The sequence below is a fragment of the Mycobacterium sp. UNC410CL29Cvi84 genome (genome assembly GCF_000686745.1).
GTDB classification, from domain to species: domain Bacteria; phylum Actinomycetota; class Actinomycetes; order Mycobacteriales; family Mycobacteriaceae; genus Mycobacterium; species Mycobacterium mucogenicum_B.
The window spans coordinates 38,410-54,360 of the sequence record NZ_JMLM01000007.1 but is presented as its reverse complement, the minus strand read 5'-3'; the positions used below and the strand labels follow the sequence as shown (position 1 = coordinate 54,360).

General features: G+C 62.8%; 16 protein-coding genes. 5 read left to right on the top strand and 11 right to left on the bottom strand.

The genetic code is table 11. The annotated features are described in order from the left end of the window. Nucleotides 1–1,139: 1,139 nt before the first annotated feature. The 6 genes from BR47_RS0110795 to BR47_RS33740 form a co-directional block, all read right to left on the bottom strand. Complete coding sequence (locus BR47_RS0110795) at nucleotides 1,140–1,673, bottom strand: hypothetical protein (protein ID WP_029119509.1); 534 nt, start codon at nucleotides 1,671–1,673, stop codon at nucleotides 1,140–1,142. 40 nt (nucleotides 1,674–1,713) lie between these two features. Beyond that, nucleotides 1,714–2,454 (bottom strand): hypothetical protein, encoded by a 741-nt coding sequence (locus tag BR47_RS32045; RefSeq protein ID WP_029119508.1) that lies wholly within the window; start codon nucleotides 2,452–2,454, stop codon nucleotides 1,714–1,716. A 250-nt stretch (nucleotides 2,455–2,704) separates the two neighbouring features. Next, the gene (locus tag BR47_RS0110785) at nucleotides 2,705–3,937 is read right to left on the bottom strand and encodes an SMI1/KNR4 family protein (protein ID WP_029119507.1); all 1,233 of its coding nucleotides are present in this window, start codon (nucleotides 3,935–3,937) and stop codon (nucleotides 2,705–2,707) included. Nucleotides 3,938–3,958: 21 nt separating this feature from the next. Beyond that, nucleotides 3,959–4,645: a DUF6891 domain-containing protein gene (locus tag BR47_RS0110780; protein WP_029119506.1), complete on the bottom strand. Its 687-nt coding sequence runs from the start codon at nucleotides 4,643–4,645 to the stop codon at nucleotides 3,959–3,961. A gap of 142 nt (nucleotides 4,646–4,787) precedes the next feature. Next, nucleotides 4,788–5,786, bottom strand: coding sequence for a hypothetical protein (locus BR47_RS0110775; RefSeq protein ID WP_029119505.1), 999 nt, complete (start codon nucleotides 5,784–5,786; stop codon nucleotides 4,788–4,790). 57 nt (nucleotides 5,787–5,843) lie between these two features. Continuing rightward, nucleotides 5,844–6,410, bottom strand: coding sequence for a hypothetical protein (locus BR47_RS33740; RefSeq protein WP_231506690.1), 567 nt, complete (start codon nucleotides 6,408–6,410; stop codon nucleotides 5,844–5,846). Between the two features lie 699 nt (nucleotides 6,411–7,109). Between BR47_RS33740 and BR47_RS32545 the strand changes: the two genes are divergently transcribed. After that, complete coding sequence (locus tag BR47_RS32545) at nucleotides 7,110–7,628, top strand: DinB family protein (RefSeq protein ID WP_081831255.1); 519 nt, start codon at nucleotides 7,110–7,112, stop codon at nucleotides 7,626–7,628. Between the two features lie 340 nt (nucleotides 7,629–7,968). Here the strand turns inward: BR47_RS32545 and BR47_RS0110750 are convergent, their stop codons facing one another. The 4 genes from BR47_RS0110750 to BR47_RS32540 form a co-directional block, all read right to left on the bottom strand. Beyond that, entirely contained in the window at nucleotides 7,969–8,817 is an 849-nt protein-coding gene (locus BR47_RS0110750; RefSeq protein WP_029119502.1) for a PhzF family phenazine biosynthesis protein, read from the bottom strand. Between the two features lie 285 nt (nucleotides 8,818–9,102). Further along, nucleotides 9,103–9,978 carry a glycoside hydrolase family protein gene (locus BR47_RS0110745; protein WP_029119501.1) on the bottom strand — a complete coding sequence of 292 codons (876 nt, stop codon included), beginning with the start codon at nucleotides 9,976–9,978 and terminating at the stop codon, nucleotides 9,103–9,105. Between the two features lie 210 nt (nucleotides 9,979–10,188). Continuing rightward, nucleotides 10,189–10,572: a helix-turn-helix domain-containing protein gene (locus BR47_RS0110740; protein WP_090562425.1), complete on the bottom strand. Its 384-nt coding sequence runs from the start codon at nucleotides 10,570–10,572 to the stop codon at nucleotides 10,189–10,191. A 466-nt stretch (nucleotides 10,573–11,038) separates the two neighbouring features. Further along, nucleotides 11,039–12,154 carry a PLD nuclease N-terminal domain-containing protein gene (locus BR47_RS32540; protein ID WP_081831254.1) on the bottom strand — a complete coding sequence of 372 codons (1,116 nt, stop codon included), beginning with the start codon at nucleotides 12,152–12,154 and terminating at the stop codon, nucleotides 11,039–11,041. Nucleotides 12,155–12,637: 483 nt separating this feature from the next. Here BR47_RS32540 and BR47_RS0110730 point away from each other — a divergent pair, with 483 nt between their 5' ends. Genes BR47_RS0110730 through BR47_RS33735 form a run of 3 tightly spaced genes read left to right on the top strand, consistent with a single transcriptional unit; the run spans nucleotide 12,638 to nucleotide 14,143 of the window. After that, on the top strand, nucleotides 12,638–12,973 hold the full coding sequence (locus BR47_RS0110730; RefSeq protein ID WP_029105895.1) for an Imm51 family immunity protein: 336 nt from the start codon (nucleotides 12,638–12,640) through the stop codon (nucleotides 12,971–12,973). Nucleotides 12,974–13,033: 60 nt separating this feature from the next. After that, nucleotides 13,034–13,699, top strand: coding sequence for a hypothetical protein (locus BR47_RS0110725; RefSeq protein WP_029119499.1), 666 nt, complete (start codon nucleotides 13,034–13,036; stop codon nucleotides 13,697–13,699). Between the two features lie 36 nt (nucleotides 13,700–13,735). After that, complete coding sequence (locus tag BR47_RS33735; protein ID WP_029119498.1) at nucleotides 13,736–14,143, top strand: SdpI family protein; 408 nt, start codon at nucleotides 13,736–13,738, stop codon at nucleotides 14,141–14,143. Between the two features lie 120 nt (nucleotides 14,144–14,263). Here BR47_RS33735 and BR47_RS0110715 read toward each other — a convergent pair whose 3' ends face one another. Further along, nucleotides 14,264–14,932 (bottom strand): Crp/Fnr family transcriptional regulator, encoded by a 669-nt coding sequence (locus tag BR47_RS0110715; RefSeq protein ID WP_036421790.1) that lies wholly within the window; start codon nucleotides 14,930–14,932, stop codon nucleotides 14,264–14,266. A gap of 353 nt (nucleotides 14,933–15,285) precedes the next feature. Between BR47_RS0110715 and BR47_RS0110710 the strand changes: the two genes are divergently transcribed. Continuing rightward, nucleotides 15,286–15,912: an MspA family porin gene (locus tag BR47_RS0110710; RefSeq protein WP_231506696.1), complete on the top strand. Its 627-nt coding sequence runs from the start codon at nucleotides 15,286–15,288 to the stop codon at nucleotides 15,910–15,912. Nucleotides 15,913–15,951 lie beyond the last annotated feature (39 nt).

The following is a 15,951-nucleotide window of genomic DNA, read 5'->3' as shown; positions in this document are numbered from 1 at the left end:
GGAATTCTCCGGCGGACGCTGTGTCTAAAATTGGTGGCCAGCATTCTGTTGCGGTTTCAGCCCTTGCGGACAACATGGCAAGCGGCCTAGGCGACACGCTTAAGGCTGTGAGGAAGTTCTTATGGTAAATGTAGCTATTGCCATCGCTAACGGCGTATCGAGCGCGTGTTTACTCCTTCAGGCGACACGCTTGTGGAACGATTCCGGCGATGAGAAGCAGCCGCACGTTGCGGATTGGCTTGCATTACTTGGCGGCAGCGTACTACTCGGGAACACAATCTATCTAACTTCCGGTAACCCTCAGTTGTTTCAGACCGCTCTGATTCCCGCGGCCGGATATGCCATAGGTCATGCCAAATACCATCAATTTTGGCCACGTGTCATTCCGCGAATACGCAGGAAAGGGGACGAGCGCAATGGTTGATCCAGTGGGCTTCGAGTTGGACTCTCCGAGGCGTGATGTGGTGATGGCACGTGTGTTGGCACGCATGAACTCCACGATCGAACGACGATGGGCACCTGTCACGCGGCGTGTTCATCACGCGTCGCTTTAGCGCATCGCGCCTCGCTGTTGCCCTGGGCGGCCGCCAATTTCCGGGCGTGCATACAGGGGCGACGATCACGAGCAACGAGTCGGCTGACCGGATCGCGGTGACGCTGCGCACCTCATCGACATCGCCGGTCACAGTTGATGCTGACGTCGAGGTGGGCCGTCACTGGCAGGAGAGCATCTTCCCGACTGTGGCTGATGCCTCCAACTTCTTTCAAGCTGGCAGCACCGCGTGGTCACCGGCACGGCGAATAGGCGCGTTTGACGGTTTGCGTCTTGGATGGTCCTCGTTCAATCCCGCGTGCTGTGGCCACCACGCGAGAAGCGCCTGTGCCTCTTCATCGGTGAGAGGATTGTCCGCGGTCACCGACTCGATGCGGCACTCCGGGTACTCAGCAGCTTTGGCGGGTGAGATAGGCCTTTTCGTACCGCCCCTTTCAAGCAAAAGGTTAGTTCGATTTGGCAAGCCGTGGTGTCGGACGACCTGCCAGGCCACGCATGCGATGTGGAAGCCTCCTACTGCGCTCTTGCTCCGACGTGCACACGACCCCTTTCGCGCGCTTGATCGCGGCCCTGAGCGCCCCGGTTGTCAGGCACACGCGGTCCGAACTTTCGCCCGCTGAGCGAGCCGCTCAGCCCCCTCAAACACGTACAGCAAGTTGGCTTCGTCGGCCGCGGCATCGCTATCGAAAGACTGTCCAGCCAGCCGCGTCACTGTTGCGGCAACTACAGCGGCGAAATCGTCAGGCCACGTGACCGTGCGAGTAGCCAAGACCGGACCATCGATCTCGGCCAACCCGACGGCGATACTCGGACACTCCCCGGACGCCGCCGTCGGCACTCCGGGAGACATTCCGTTTGGCGTATCCCGGTGCGGATTGAATGGCAAGAACTCCCAGTCTAAGTCGCCAAATCGGCAACATAGGATCCCGTTGTGAGGGCAATCGATCCAGGCGAACTCTATGTCAGCCTTCTGAAATTTCCGGATCTGGTACGCCGAGGCAGACACGCAGGCGACGAGCACAACGCAGCCCTCGGTAGTCAAGACAAGTTCCTGACCCGGCCACCTCTTAATCCCCGAGTCATAGACCTCACCCACGGCTAGCCGGAGCGGATCGACCATGTCGAGCCTTCCTGGGGTGCCAGTCGCCGATCACGAATCATCATTCTGGCCAACCCGGGTCCGAAGGTTCGGTGGGGTACAACGGATTATTCCCATCGGTCTGAGGTTTCGCGAGCGGTTGAGCAAAGTGCTTGCAGGCTTCGAGGTCAGCGTCAGCGGTGGGCCAGGGCACGGGCGAGAGGAAGAGTTTCTTATTGGTGTAAACGGAATACTGTCCGACATACACGCTGAATTCGTCGATAGACCATTTGCCAAAAACATCACCGCGCGGGAAATTGCTGCTGCCGCGTTGTGCCGGTTGGGCTGGTTCCGGTGATCCGCTCATGAGGATCCGCATCACGGTGATACCCATGCGCACCGGGAACTCTGGTTCCATGCTGCCGTACGGTTGAACCGTCCCGCCGACGTCAAGGACGAGTGACCTGTAGGGCGGGTCGCCTCCCCAATCGTTGTCGAATACCTGGGAGATTCGCCGAACATCACTGAACACGATCGCCTCAGTCCGACCGCCGGACTGAGTGATCCGTTGAATGTGAAGGTGCTCGGTACCCACGGACCCAGGGGCCTTCATGGCAAGAAAGCTGGTGAAGGGGCGACGTAGGCCAGTTGATGAGAGGTAGTCGCCCACATTGGGCTGAACGGCGCGGTAGAACCCGTGATACGCGGCACGTTCGTCCTGGGCGAACAATGCGCGATCATAGGACTCCAGGTAGGCGCGCACGGCAACCGCTGGACCGTCGACCAATGAGATACCCGGTTCGGCCGACCAGCGAAACGTCATGCGCTCAACGGCAGACGGTGGTCGGTAACCGCTGCTAGCTCCCGGTGACGAGCATCCAGTGATTGCCATGGCGGCAATCATATTGGCAGCCAGCACAATTCGATTGCTCATAGGAGCGGACGCTCAGTCACCTTGGAAGGGGCAGCGGGCATCAGAAGCCCGATCGAACCGGGATACCATGTGCCAGCTTCGCCGCCGGTTGCTGCGCCTGCACCAGCAAGTAGACCACCTACTGCGCTTCCCAAAGTGGTCACCGGCAGCGCGGGATCGGCTCGGTGTTGCGGCGTATGGTCCAGAGTTGTTCGCAGTACTGCAGTAGGTGCGACCGCACGGTGAGGGCACGGTCGGGTCGGTACCCTGGCCCGTCCGGCTCGGAATCTTGAAGCAAATTTCGGACTTTGCCGTCGCGGTGGTCGACACCCCAGAGGTGATATTCCACGCCCTTGTAGCCCCACAATTCGTAGGGACACATGAGAACCGCGAACGGGGTGGCCGGGACGCGTCCGATCCGGGCGGCGACCGGCTCGGAATACAGTTCCGGGGGCAGGCTGACACCGGATTCCAGGTGGTGATCGAGCGCCGCTTGGAGGTGTTCAGCGGCGGTTTCGAACAGCTGTTGCCAGCCTTCGGTGTTGGTGATCTCTGCGATGGACAGAATGCGGGTGATGGGCACGCTTCGCCGTTCGCGCGAGAGCGAGGTGAGGTGGGGTAGGTCGAGCCCGTCGGTGAGCTGCAGGAGGGCTCGGTGTTCGGGACGCAGGGCCCGCCCCAGGGCGCGTTCGGCGGTGTCGAGCTCTTCGATGCTCGCCGGCGGGTAGCGGGTGGCCTGCACCGATCCGATCGCCTGGAGTTGGTCGTCAATCTTGTCGAGGACTTCGGACAATCCCGGTGGATTGTTCCTGACGTTACGGTCCCAGGGTGCGTTGAATGGGCCGCGCACCTCGTCTTCAACTTGGAGTCGCGTGGCGGAGAATTGTTCGGCTAGAAGGGAATACAGATCGGGCCACAGTTGAGCAGGGTCGTCGCCGAGAACGAACGCGCTGCCGACCTGCTGGCGTCCGGACTGGCCGTCTGTGGTGAGAATGAATGTGTGCCCGTGATAGCTGTCGGGGTCGTGGATCACCGGCAGGCAGGCTCGCCAATTGTCCTCGATCCCCAACCTCTGCGCGAAGTCTCCGGCGCTCTCAGTGAACCACTGCTCTACCGCCTCCATCGCTCGCGCCGATCGCTCCCCTTGGCCCAGATCGGCCGTCCCCAGGAGGTCACACCAGTTCAATCCGTCCCAGCCGTCGGCGACTTTCAGCAATGCGCGGTGGTCCGGGTCGAGGCGATGGCCGAGACGTTGTTCTGCCGCGTCGAGGTCGGCTTCGCTGGCCCCGGGGTTGGGCAGGGTGAGTTCGAAGTTCTCGTCGACGCTGGCCCTGCGGCGCGTCTCGGTGACGAAGCCGTTGATCAGTTCTTGCCATTGTTGTTGCGATGCCATCTGCCCCTCTCCTTGGGTATGTCAGACGGCCTCAGACGCCCTTGGCGCCAATGGCTTCCGCCAATCACGGATGCGCAGAGCGATGCGTTTGTGCCGCGAGCCGGACCATTCCGGGGTGAGGCCGCAGTTGGTGGCTGCGGCGACGATCTGTTGGCCCAGGAGGACTTCACTCTGGGCGACGGCTTCTCCCCGGGCGGCTTCGTCCCCGTGTGAGGCGGCATTGATCAGGTCTTCCGGCAGTTGAGGGTGCAGTGTCCACGCACTGTAAGAGAGGAAGAGTATCGGGTCAGGTTCGCCGAGGCTTGCAGCGTCCTGATGATGGAAGTAGACGAACGCCCACTCCCGGTAGGGGTAGGGATCGTCGGAGTTATCGCTGGGTGTGCGTTCATAATCGATTTCATCGAACGCACAGGTGTTGCAGCACGTGAAGCACATGCGGCCGAGGATGCCGTCAGATTCGAGTTGGGCGAACAACCGTTCCAGTCGACCGAAATCACCTGTATCCGTCCATGTTTGTTGTTCAGTTAGTCGTTGGTCCCACATGGAGTCCAGGAGTGCGGTGGCTTCGTCGGCGGGGATATCGGTGTAGTCTTGGATGCGGAATAGCACCGACTCCCGGACATCGTCGTAGGGCCAGAAGCCGCCGACGAGCTGTTCTCGGATGAAGGTGGCGAGCCTCTCGCGCGGCGTGGTGGCGGCGTTGGTCATTGCGGTGGTGGTCCTTTCATTGTTGCGGTCGGTGTGCGGTGTTTTCCCGTAGACTGCTCGGGCGGCCGCCGCCCACCGAATTATGCTTTGTGTCAACGATTTTGGCGACAGCAGTTGTGGCCGGCGCTCGGGGTTGAGGACGTTAGGTGACCCCCTGGCAGGTATCGAGTGCCTGGTTCGCTTCGTCGTACATGTGGCTGAGGACTTCGTGGTAGGCGGCCTGCCGCTGCATGGTCTGCTCCTGGGCCGGGTTGGGGGAGTTGCGGGCGTCTCGGATGAGGTCGACCGCCCGCTGCGATAGGTCGGCAAGGTGCTGCATGTGGGGGGCCGCGGCGCCGGTCGTGACACGACGGGCTTGCCGTTGGATGCGGCTGGACCATTCTTGGGCGGCGGTCACGCTCGGGCCGCCGGGCAGGACTGCCGAGCTGTATACAAGTTCTTCGGGCTCGGTGAAATCTCGCACCCCGTAATACGCATGGGTACAGGACCATTTCGGCCGTTCGAACAGGTAGAACCCAGCGCCCATCACAAGGGCGACGAGCGACCCAAGGACCGCGACGAACAGCAGGCGCCGGCGCATCGACATGGGCGTGGGATAGTCGGCGTCGGTCAGGGCGGAGTCGGCGCCGAGCGGGCCGACAGCCGCGCGCAACAGTCGAAGTCGGGTACGCATCCGGCGCCTGACATACGCGGCCCAGGCCAGCAGCACAGCCATGAGCAGCGAGAGGGCGAGGTAACCCATCGAGCGCTGGCGATCCCCGGCAGCGAGGCTGATGGCCGTGTTTGCGGCGAGCACTAGCGGTAAGACCGGCTCAAATCGTTTGCCCCACTGAGGTTGTCGATCTCGGAGAGCTTTGTTGATCAGGATCAGTCGTATGGAGGATTCCAGTACGGCAGGATCGGTGCGGATGGCGCCTCGCCACATGGCGGTGGCCGCGTGCTGCTGTTGAGTCCAGGTCAGTCCGGCCAGCGCCGCAGCGTAGGAGCGGCGGACCCGCCATTGAAGCAGGAGCACCACGGTTGCCAGTGCGACGCTCAGTCCGACCACGTTGAACCCGAATAGCGGCCAGCCATCGGCAGTGCCGTCCATCAGCAGCCACACCGGACCGTAGACGCCAGCAATCACGGCTACCAGTGCCATCCAGGTGACCCACCATGGCGCCCTTGCTAAGCGTACGAACATCGTTGCATCCCTTCGCTAGCCGGCCGGCGCAGCCGGTGCGCCGGTGGTCGGCCTGCTGGCGTTCAGGCGTTCAGTCAGTCGCGCACTGCGGGCCCATCGGGGGTCGGGGTCGGTGTTCACCGGCACGTCGAGGAAGTCGGCGGCGGTCAACTTGCGGCCCAGTCGCGTCTCCACGCACCCGATGCACAGATGCCCGATCCGGTCCGGGTGAATCTGCGCCCAGAGATGGTGCTGCAACATGAAGTACTCCCCCAGAGTGTCGGTATCGACTGCGCAGTCCATGCACAAGAAGTCCGCCGAGGCTGGTTCCCAATAGAATTCGGTGCGGCTGCCGTCGCGCAGGTAGATGTCGCGGCCGGTGAAGAAATGCACAATGCGGACAATGTGCTCGCGCTGGTCCTCGACGTAGGCGGCGATGGCCCGTTCAATCGCCAAGGTATCAACGAGCTTGCTGAATACCGGTGTCCCTACTGGCTTGTCGGCGGTGAACTGGGTGGTGCGCAGGACAAACTGGGTATTGACGATACCGGGTAGGCAGACGAATTCGTCACGGCTCGGGTCGTGGCCGGCCGGGCCCGTCATGTCGAACTCTGCCGGTGTCGGGGCTCCTGGGCAGTGAGGATCCGCTCGAGCGCGTCCGGACCGACAGCGCAGGCAGTGGCAGACGGCGTCATATCGAGCCCAACCATGAGCATTTCGCGCATCACTATGTCCGGTCCCCTATCGGTGAAGGCGCTGAGCCGACCGGTAACCCCTCGTTGTAACGGTCGGCTCATGACGTTGCAGTCGATCCGTCGAAGCACTGTCGGGGCACTTCGTCTCGCCCCGACAGCGGCCAATCACCAAACGCATCCACCCAAGCCGGACCGCCTGTAACAAGCCACCATCTCGAATCCTCTCGACGCAGCGCTGCTGCGCAGCCGGCAATGAACCGCTACGCAATATGTAGTCGGCCAACCGATCCGAGACCGAACGCCGCCACAGGGTGATCTGGGCCACAAAGATTGAGCCAGCGGGATTTCGGGTAGCGTTGGCTGCATCGCTGATCCGGGCGAGCTTCTGCCCTCGTTGATCAGGTGCTTCGGCCGTTGCCCGTACCGATGGCGGGTCGGATGAAGATTCTCAGCGGCTAGGTGCCTAATCCCCGTCGATCGGTGTTCATTCCTTCGCCCTACCGGGCTCAACGTCGTTGACTGCAGCGGAGGACCGCGCAGTCAGCTCACGAAATCGCTAGCACAGCAGAATATTTCGAGTATCGCAACGAACAGAATCGAACACACAATGACGACATGGTCAATACCGCAGATCACTTCCGGGGGCGAGCGCCGGTTGCTGGAGAGCATGCTCGACCGCAACCGTGCCGAGCTGGTCAATGCGGTGCGCGGATTGTCAGATGCCGACGCACGGCGCCGCGGCGTTGCGTCCATGACCACGCCGATAGGATTACTCAAGCACGCTGCCGTCGCTGAACGGATCTGGTTTCAGCACATCTTGGGCAAGGTGCCCGAGAGTGAGTGTGGCGGCGGTACGACGGCCGGGGATGCGAGCTTTGTGGTCGATGACGGTCAATCGGTTGCCGATGTGATCGCTGAATTCGAAAGCGCCAGTGCGCGTTCCCGTGCCGTTGCCGCCAGGTTCGACCTTGATGAGGTCAGGACACATCCCCATCTCGGGGAGGTCAACCTTCGGTTCATCTACCTGCTGGCGCTCGAGGACTTCGCGCGTCACGCTGGGCACACGGACATTCTTCGGGAACAGATCGAGCGACCGCTGCCTGGCGGTCATCTTGGTTTGGGATGAGGCGTGTTTGGTGGCGCCCACATCGACGCATGGACTCGCGCGCGGCGTCTTGACGCCGGCGGTGTGAAGTCAGCCGGGTCGGCCGGCCTCGATCACCTGCAGCACCTGGCCGGGGCGGTCGCCCGGCCAGAAGGCGTGCATCGCCCAGGTAGGTCTGCGATCGCCCAGTCCTCACCTATCTGACTCAGCACGTTGGTCTCAGACAAACAGGCCGTCCCAGCCCGATTCCTCGGTGGCGATCGCAATGTCGATGATGGAGTGGGGATCGGCCAACTCTCTCAGGAGCGGCATGAAGATCGCCTGGTGCACCAAGACACGGTAGCGCTGATGGCGATCGGACTCAGTGGATGATCGGGACTGCCCCGCCAGATACCACGATGCCGCCGGTGTCGGGCACCGTGACCGTCAGCAGACTGGGGCGACCGACGTGCTCCCCCTGGCGGATGCGGACCGTTTGGTCGCCGGCGAAGCCGAGGACCTCGCGCAGGTAGGCACCCGTGGCGGCAGCCGCGGAACCCGTTGCGGGATCTTCGTTGATCCGGCCGACCGGGAACAGGTTCCGGGCGAGGAACTCGTCGGACGCTGTCCGGTGCAGCACGGTCACCGTGCCGGTCCAGCCTTGCTTGTCCATCAGGGCGGCCAATGGTGCAGGCGCGAAGCGGAATTGGTGAAATACCTCGCGGTCGGAGAGCGCGATAATCGGGTGCCAGTTACCGGCGAACGTTTCGCGCACCGGCATGGCTGGATCCAGGTCGCTTGGCTCCAGCCCCAGCAACTCGAGGACTGCGGCGAGTGCGGTGGCATCGATGGCGCGGACCTGTGGTGGCACGCTGGTGAAGGCGACCGTCACCTCGCCGTCGGAATCTGTCGATGTCATGTCCACCTGGCCCGCTGCTGTCGCGAAGGTGAACGTGCCCGTCCCCCGTCGTTCGGTAAGCGCGACCGCCGTGGCGACGGTGGCGTGGCCGCAGAACGGCACCTCGGCCGCCGGCGAGAAGTACCGCACCTGGTAGTGCCCGAGCTCGGCGCCCGCACTGTCGACGATGAACGCGGTCTCCGCGTAGCCGACCTCGGACGCGATTTCCTGCATGCGCTGGGCTGTGAGTGCGGATGCGTCAAGCACCACTCCTGCCGGGTTGCCACCGGCGGGGGTCGCCGCAAACGCGCTGTATCGCAGAATCTCGGTCACGCCTACCAGTGTGCCGTTGTTTGGTGGCGCGATCGACAAGGTCGGTGGGTGGCCGTGTTGATTACGTTGGGCTCTTGTCCGAGAACGTGGCCAACGCAGCGCTGCCGATGATCACGACCTACAGCGCGCCATGTCGGCAGTACGGCTGACGACATGACGCGGGCCGTGCCGGTCGCACCCTGTGGCTGATCAGGCCCGACCCATCTACCCACGGTTAGTCTCGTGTGCTGGCATATCGCAAGCGGCGGGTCTTCCGGCGCGAAGTCCCGCCGCTTGGTGTAGGCGTCACACCAGGGCTGCGACCGTGTCGTAGTACGTCTGCTTGTGTGCACCCGAGGAGTCCAGAATCCCGTAGCCGCCACCGTCGCCCGCGGTGTCCTGGTAGCAGAAGAACCAGGTCGGCGGGAAGGACGGATCCTGGTTGGCCAGTTGCCATGTCAGCCAGTCGGATGCGTCAGCCAGGCTTACCTTGCCGGGGGTGATGTATCCGACTTCGGTGAAAGCCATCGGTCGGGTGTCGCCCTTGGCGGCCTGTGCCGCCTTGAGCGCGTTGATCTGCGCAATGCCGAATGGTGTCGTGCGCGGGTCCACGAAGGTCGCGTTCTGGTCGTCTTTGATGCTGTACGGGTGGTAACCCAGTAGGTCGTAGTCGCCGTTCTCGCCTGCGGCGTACATGCCGTTCAGCCAATCGACCGGCGACTTGTTCGAACCGAAGGTCGGGTAGGCCGCCAGGCCGCCCGAGATCACCTGAGATCCCACAGCTCTGATCTTCGGCGCGGCTGCCTTGAGGTAAGAGAGGTAGGTGGCTGGGCTGCCGATGCTGAACGCGATCAGGTTCGGCTCATTCCACACCTCGTAGTAGGGAATGGCGCCGAAGATTTGGACGCACTTGCCCACGAAGTTCCCGAACCCGGTAGCGCTGTGGTTGAACGGGTAGTGGATGCCCAAGCACGGCATCGGGGTCAGGCCGCGGGCGACCAACGCGTTGTTCACCGCAGTAACGGGCGCGTAGTTGGTCTGGCCGAAGGCGTTGCTCAGATAGCCCCAGTCGACTGCGAATCGGACTGTGGTGAAGCCCATTCCGGCGATGCCGTCCAGAGTGGTGGCCAGGTTGGTGGCCGATAACTGGCACAGATTGCTCTGATTGATTCCGATGCTCAATTCAATTCCCCTTCATGCGTAGACATCACTTGAGAGTGGGGCGATCCCGCAGTGGCACTCATGTCGTTGGGCCCCCTTCTCTTACTATCAGCAGGTGCCGACAAGACCAGGGGGCTGAGGCGTCGGCTCGGGCACCGTGGATCAGTGCACCGGTGTCGGCGTCGGCGTCGGCGGTGGATGATTAGATGACAGCGCGCGATGGCAGCGGATCTAGGTTTCCGCTCTGTGCGGGGATTCTGCGGATTGCAGGATGTCCCCGCGCATGTCGGGTGGCAAGGTAAGCAGCGCCGTGGTGATCGCTCGGACCTGAGGGTCGTGGGCCATTTCTAGCCAGCACAATTCAGCTTCCAAGTACCTGGTGTAGGCACTGTCGGCATCGGTGAAATAGGCGACGGACACACCGAAGACATCGGCGAGTGGCCGCAGCATGTCCAGGCGGGGATGGGTGCGCCGGCCGGAGCGTAGCTGGGAAAGGTAGGGCGCAGACATCTCAATCCCGCGGGCACGCAGGGCTTTGATCACTTCGTAGTTGCGCAGCGGGCCGCGGCCAGGTGGTCGGACCGTGTCGAACAACCGGTTAAGGCGCCCTGCCACGGTGTGCGGATCGATCGACTCCGTCGCGCCGTGGCGTCGCTTCCGGAACCTGGCGCGAGCCTCACCGGCTTGCTCTGAGGTATGCCCATCACTGGTCGCGGCTGGCGGCTCGGTTACCGCGTCCTGTATAGCACCAGCCAGCCGCTCGAAGTCAATAAAGTTGGTATCGAGGCGCTTTCGATTCACCTGTGCCGACATGGTCATATGACTACTTCCCCCTAGCTCTGTCACCTTCCCCAGAGTGACTGCGCGCGGCGGCGATTCGCGCATGCATAGGGATGCTTGCACAGCTCGGGGGTCTTATTGACGTGATGTTCTCACCTTGGTAAGCGCGGATGTTGAGGCTTTCGGCCTTAGCGCTTCTGGCTGTTTGGGCCGGCGTTGCCGGTGTCGCTTCCGTCAACCAGGCTTGCCATCGATGTCGCGATGCCACGTGTCTTCCCATTCCTGGCTGTTTCGAGCGGCTTCACGCAGCCCGCGGTGGTAGCGGCTTTCGCCAATCGCGGATTGATAGTGCGATGCGTTCGTGGCGCGAGCCGGACCACTGCGGGGTGAGACCACAGCGTGTGGCCGCGGCGACGATCTGCTCGCCTAGGAGCACTTCGCTGCGCTCGACCGATTCTCTCCTGGCAGCTCCATCACCGCTCCGGGCCGCATCGATCAGTTCTTTCGGCAGTCGGCTGTGGTGGGTCCAGGTGCTGTACGCGAGGTAGAGCAACGGATCTGGGGCGCCAAGCCGGTCGGCATCTTGCGCATGGAAGTACACGTAGGCCCACTCGCGATAGGGATAAGCCGCACCGACGTCGTCGGTGGGCGTGCGTTCGTCATCGATGGCGTCGAACGCGCAGTTGTTGCAGCACGTGAAGCACATCCGGCCAAGGATGCCCTCGGATTCCAGTTGCGCGAACATCTGTTGCAGGCGCCCGAAATCGCCGGTGTCGGGCCACGATTGCTGCTCGGCAATCCGCCGGTCCCACATCGAGTCCAACAGGGCGATAGCCTCGTCGGCGGTGATGTCGTTGTCGTCGTCGATGTGTTCCAGCACCGATTCCCGAACGTCGTCGTAGGGCCAGAAGCCACAGACGAGCCGCTCGCGGATGAGATCGGCGAGCTCTTGGCGTTGGGTGCTGGGCTCGGTCATCGCGGCAGCGGTTCCTTCGGGCGTAGAAGTGAGTCGGATGGGGCTTGGCGCCGGGCTGGCAGCTGGGCGTTCCTGATCTGCGGCGTCGTTGTTGGCGGGATCATCTTGTGCACGTTTGCGTTTGGCGGCCTGGCGTTGTTGCTCGGCTCTTTCCCGGCAGCGCTGCAGGAATTCCTCGTCAGCGGCGGGATCCTCCGGTATGAAGCGGCCCGGTTTGTCGTACTCGGGGAACCGTCGCGCATTGAACGTACGGTTTCGTGGCGCCACAGCGGCCGGTCGTCCGGCGATAAACCAGGCGATGGAGCCGACTAGCGGAAGGAGCAGGACGATGAAAATCCATAGTAGGCGCGGCAATCCACGCACTTCGTGATCATCGGTGCAGGCGATGTCGACGATCGCGAACAGCAACACGACTATGTCGAGCACACCGAAATACAGCATTGTTGTTGGCCTCCCCCGACGCCTGGTATTCACACGACTGCCCGCGACGTGCCCGTGGTCAGGCCCGTTCGTCAAGGTGTAGTCGCTGGAGCAGTCGGCAACCGAACGCCCACTGCCTGTGATCTATCACACAGAGCTTCTCAACCTGATCGTCGAGCCGAAGCGTTTGAGAGTTTGGTCCGTTCCGCGTGGTTGAAACTCGTTGCTCCGCAAGCGCTCCCGCCGACCGGCGTGCCGGCCCGCAAAATCGCTAACCCTGGCCGGCGTGTCGATCAACGCTCCGATTACGCCGGACTCCCTTCGACGCAGAAGCTTGGATCGAAAAAACCGACACTGGGTGGCCAACGCTGCTATCTACTGTGCGGCAGATCACCATGGAGCGACATTCGGTTTCGGGACAGGCTCGCGACTACACCTTGCAGAACAGTTGCCCGCCAACTGACGTCGGATCAGCAGAAGCACAGAGAATGAGAGGTGTCACCGGTGGACCCGTTCTTCCTTGACGACGAGGATCCCGCATCGGTGCAGTTGTTGCTGAGCACCGGCGACCTACCTGTGGACTCGGCCGTGGAAGCTCACGGCCATCTGGCCAACGGCTACTTCTGGACGGGAGTGGCCGAATACCTGATCAGCAGCTACCGTCCCGATCTTTCCGGCGAATTCGAATTTGACTCTGAGGCAGGAACATTCGCCGTCTTTGGCGATCGCGAACAGCTGCTGACCCTTGCGGCCTTGATGCGTCCTGCCGTGACCGACTCCGACGTGGTCGGCGCGCTCATCACCACCGCCGCCGCAGCAGGTCACGAATTCGATGACTAGCAACGAACGCTGGGCAGGTCTACCGGCACGTGCGAATAGACGCCCGGATGATCGGCGTGGATGATGATCCGGCGCCGCACCACCGACGCTTTCGACGCCGGCCTGTTCTTGCCGGCCCGGACGCCGGTGTCGTTTCCTGACGTACTCACGGACTACATCCGCAGTGAAGGGTCGCAACCCTACGTGTCTGGTGACGCTGCCGCGCATTGGCACGGAGACGAAGGCCGGCACCTGCTTGAGGCCGAGGCTGACCGGCTGGATAGGGAGCGGATGGCTGCGGACATCGCGCGCTTCCACGCTGCGCGACGAGAGGCATCGATGCTGGCGATGATCAATATCGCCCTACCCGTGGGCTGCAGCGCGACTCTCACCCGCGGCCAGGAGTATCTGCTGCGCATTGCACGCGAGGAGCGCAACGCGCTTGGCCAGTCTGGGTTTTCTGATCTTTCCCGGGCCGGGGCAGCGATGCGTGAACTCGTCTGCGCGAAACTGGGCGCTCTGATTGCGGACTCGGTGACAGTAGCCGCCGACGGCGACACCCTGGTCAACGCGGACGGCTCCGCCGCGGCGGTACTCGGGCGGTTATGCCCCACATGCTGGTATGCCACCCGGGCCGCACTCGCGCAGCGTGTCATCGACGAGGGCGCAACAGCGGTGTTGGGGCAGGGCCTGGTTGATCCCTCCTCGGTTGCGATTCTGTACGCCCTGGGGCTGATCGACTTCTGAGAGCGCGCTGGGAAGAGCGATTGCGAGAGAACAGAATTGGGACCTGAACGCCTCGCCGCAGCGTCGATCGCTGCGATCTTCATCGTCACCGAAATTGCGATCACAGCGGTTCTCATCGTCGTCAGCTGGCGAGCAGCCACCGGGCGTCTGGCCCGCAGTCAGTTGACGGGCATCCGTACCCCGTCGACGTTGCTCAGCGATCAAGCGTGGGTCGCCGGCCACCGGGCTACGTGGCGCCTTGCACCGCTGCACGGGGCGAACGCAGTGATCGCATGCAGCCTGCTGCTGGCGGTCATCGTGCGGTCATGGCCGGCGGGGCCGGTGATAGTCCTTGGAATCGGGTGCCTCGTCGTATTCGTCGGTATCGCGTTGTACACCGCGGTTGTCGCAAGCAGGGCCGCTAGCCGAACAACTCCACAGGACGCCGATCGGCCGGCCACATGAACCACCCGTAGTCGAGCTGCGATCCAGCGCAACGTAGCGATGGGGACAGTCTGAGGCAATCCGCGGGCAGCGCCGCAGCAGGCGGCGCCGCGTGCACGTCTGGTGATCGTTCGTGGGCCATCATCTCGCGCGTCTGGCCAGGGCCGCTGGATCGACAATGCTGATCGTCTTGCTCTGCATACGAATCCAGCCCCGATCGACAAACGAAGCGAGAGCTTTGTTGGCCGATTCGCGGGTTGAGCCTGCGAGCTGGGCAAGTTCGTTCTGGTTCAGCTGATGGTCGACGCGCAAAGTCCCATTGTCCGATTCACCGAATCGGTTCGCGAGGTCCAAAAGGAGTGTGGCCAGGCGCCCCGGGACATCGTTGAACGTCTGGTCGCACAGCTTGTTGGTGGTGCGGCGCAGCCGCCGTGCCAACACGCGAAGCATCTGCTCGGCAGCTTGGGGTTCCTGGTTCATCCAAGACCGCAGTGCTGTACGGGTCATTGTCGCAGCGAGCACCGCGGTGATTGTGGTGACGGTGGATGTGCGCGGACCCGGGTCGAGGAGCGCGAGTTCACCGAAAACGTCCGACGGTCCGAGGACGGCGATCAAGGTGTCGGACTGCTTACTTGCACAGGCGACTTTGACTCTGCCTGCGGTGATGATGTAGAGCCGGTCGCCGGCGTCACCTTCACGAAACACATTGTGCCGCTGTGGAAAAGATGCCCATTCAAGTTGGCGGACCGCCGCGTCCAGAACGTCCGGACCGACGCCGTGGAAGATGCTGGCGCGCGCCAACGCCGCAATCGCAGCAGGCCCATCCGGACCGATCACATCACTAGACACAGTGCCCGCCCATCGTCATCCCCCATTTGCTGAAACGGCTATACCGGCCATTTTCGTAGGTTGTCTATCTGGTTTGCTGACGTTAGCCGGCACACGTACGGGTTGACGTCCCAGTCAGCTTATGCGATTGTTCGCGTTATTGAGTGAAAGACCAAGCGAGCCGGGGGGCTTGGGGCTGGTCTTCACAGGGGGATGCATACATGGTCGAATTTGGCTTGTCGTCGCGACGCTTCAGAACAGGGGCCGCAGTGTTCGCTATATCTGTCACTGCATGGGCATCTCCGGTGGCAGTGTCGGTCGCTGATCCGCAGCCGATGCCCGATCGGTGGACACAGTTCGTCACCGACGACGGCTGGGTGGTGGACGTGAACACCACCAATGAGGTGATCAATCACATCGACAACCTGGCCGGCGCATCGAATTCGTGGCAGGCGCGGGTGACGCTGCGCTCCGAGGCCCGGATCACCGGCACCGGAGGCGCGGTGATTCAGGACGCACAACTCGAATCCGGGTATTTCGTGGGGTGCCGCACCGACTCATCCCCCGGTGTCGAGGTCGGCGCCGATATCGGCATCACTCCCTATCAGCAGATCAACGGCCAGGTCTACGGCGGCGGCTACGGACAAGGCCAAGGCGGCGCCGGCGGTGGGGGCGGCGGCGGAGGCGGCTTCGCCGGCGCCTCGGCCGGGGCCACGCTCGGCGTCCAGGAACATCTCGGCGGCTACATCCGGGTGCTGCTCAAACCGGGTGGCCTCGCGCAAGTTCCGATGGACCGCATCAGCCTGCGCAACATGCACGCGGTGTCGAACCTGCGGGAGCAGAACATCGAAGCCGATGGGTGCGGTGGTCAGGTGAAAATCCAGTCCTACACCACGATCCGGGTCCGCACGGACAACGGCAACGACACTCAGACCCTCTACGGCGAACCGAAGGACCTGTGATCGTGGCACCCGCATTGCGTTCAGGACACCCGCGACCAT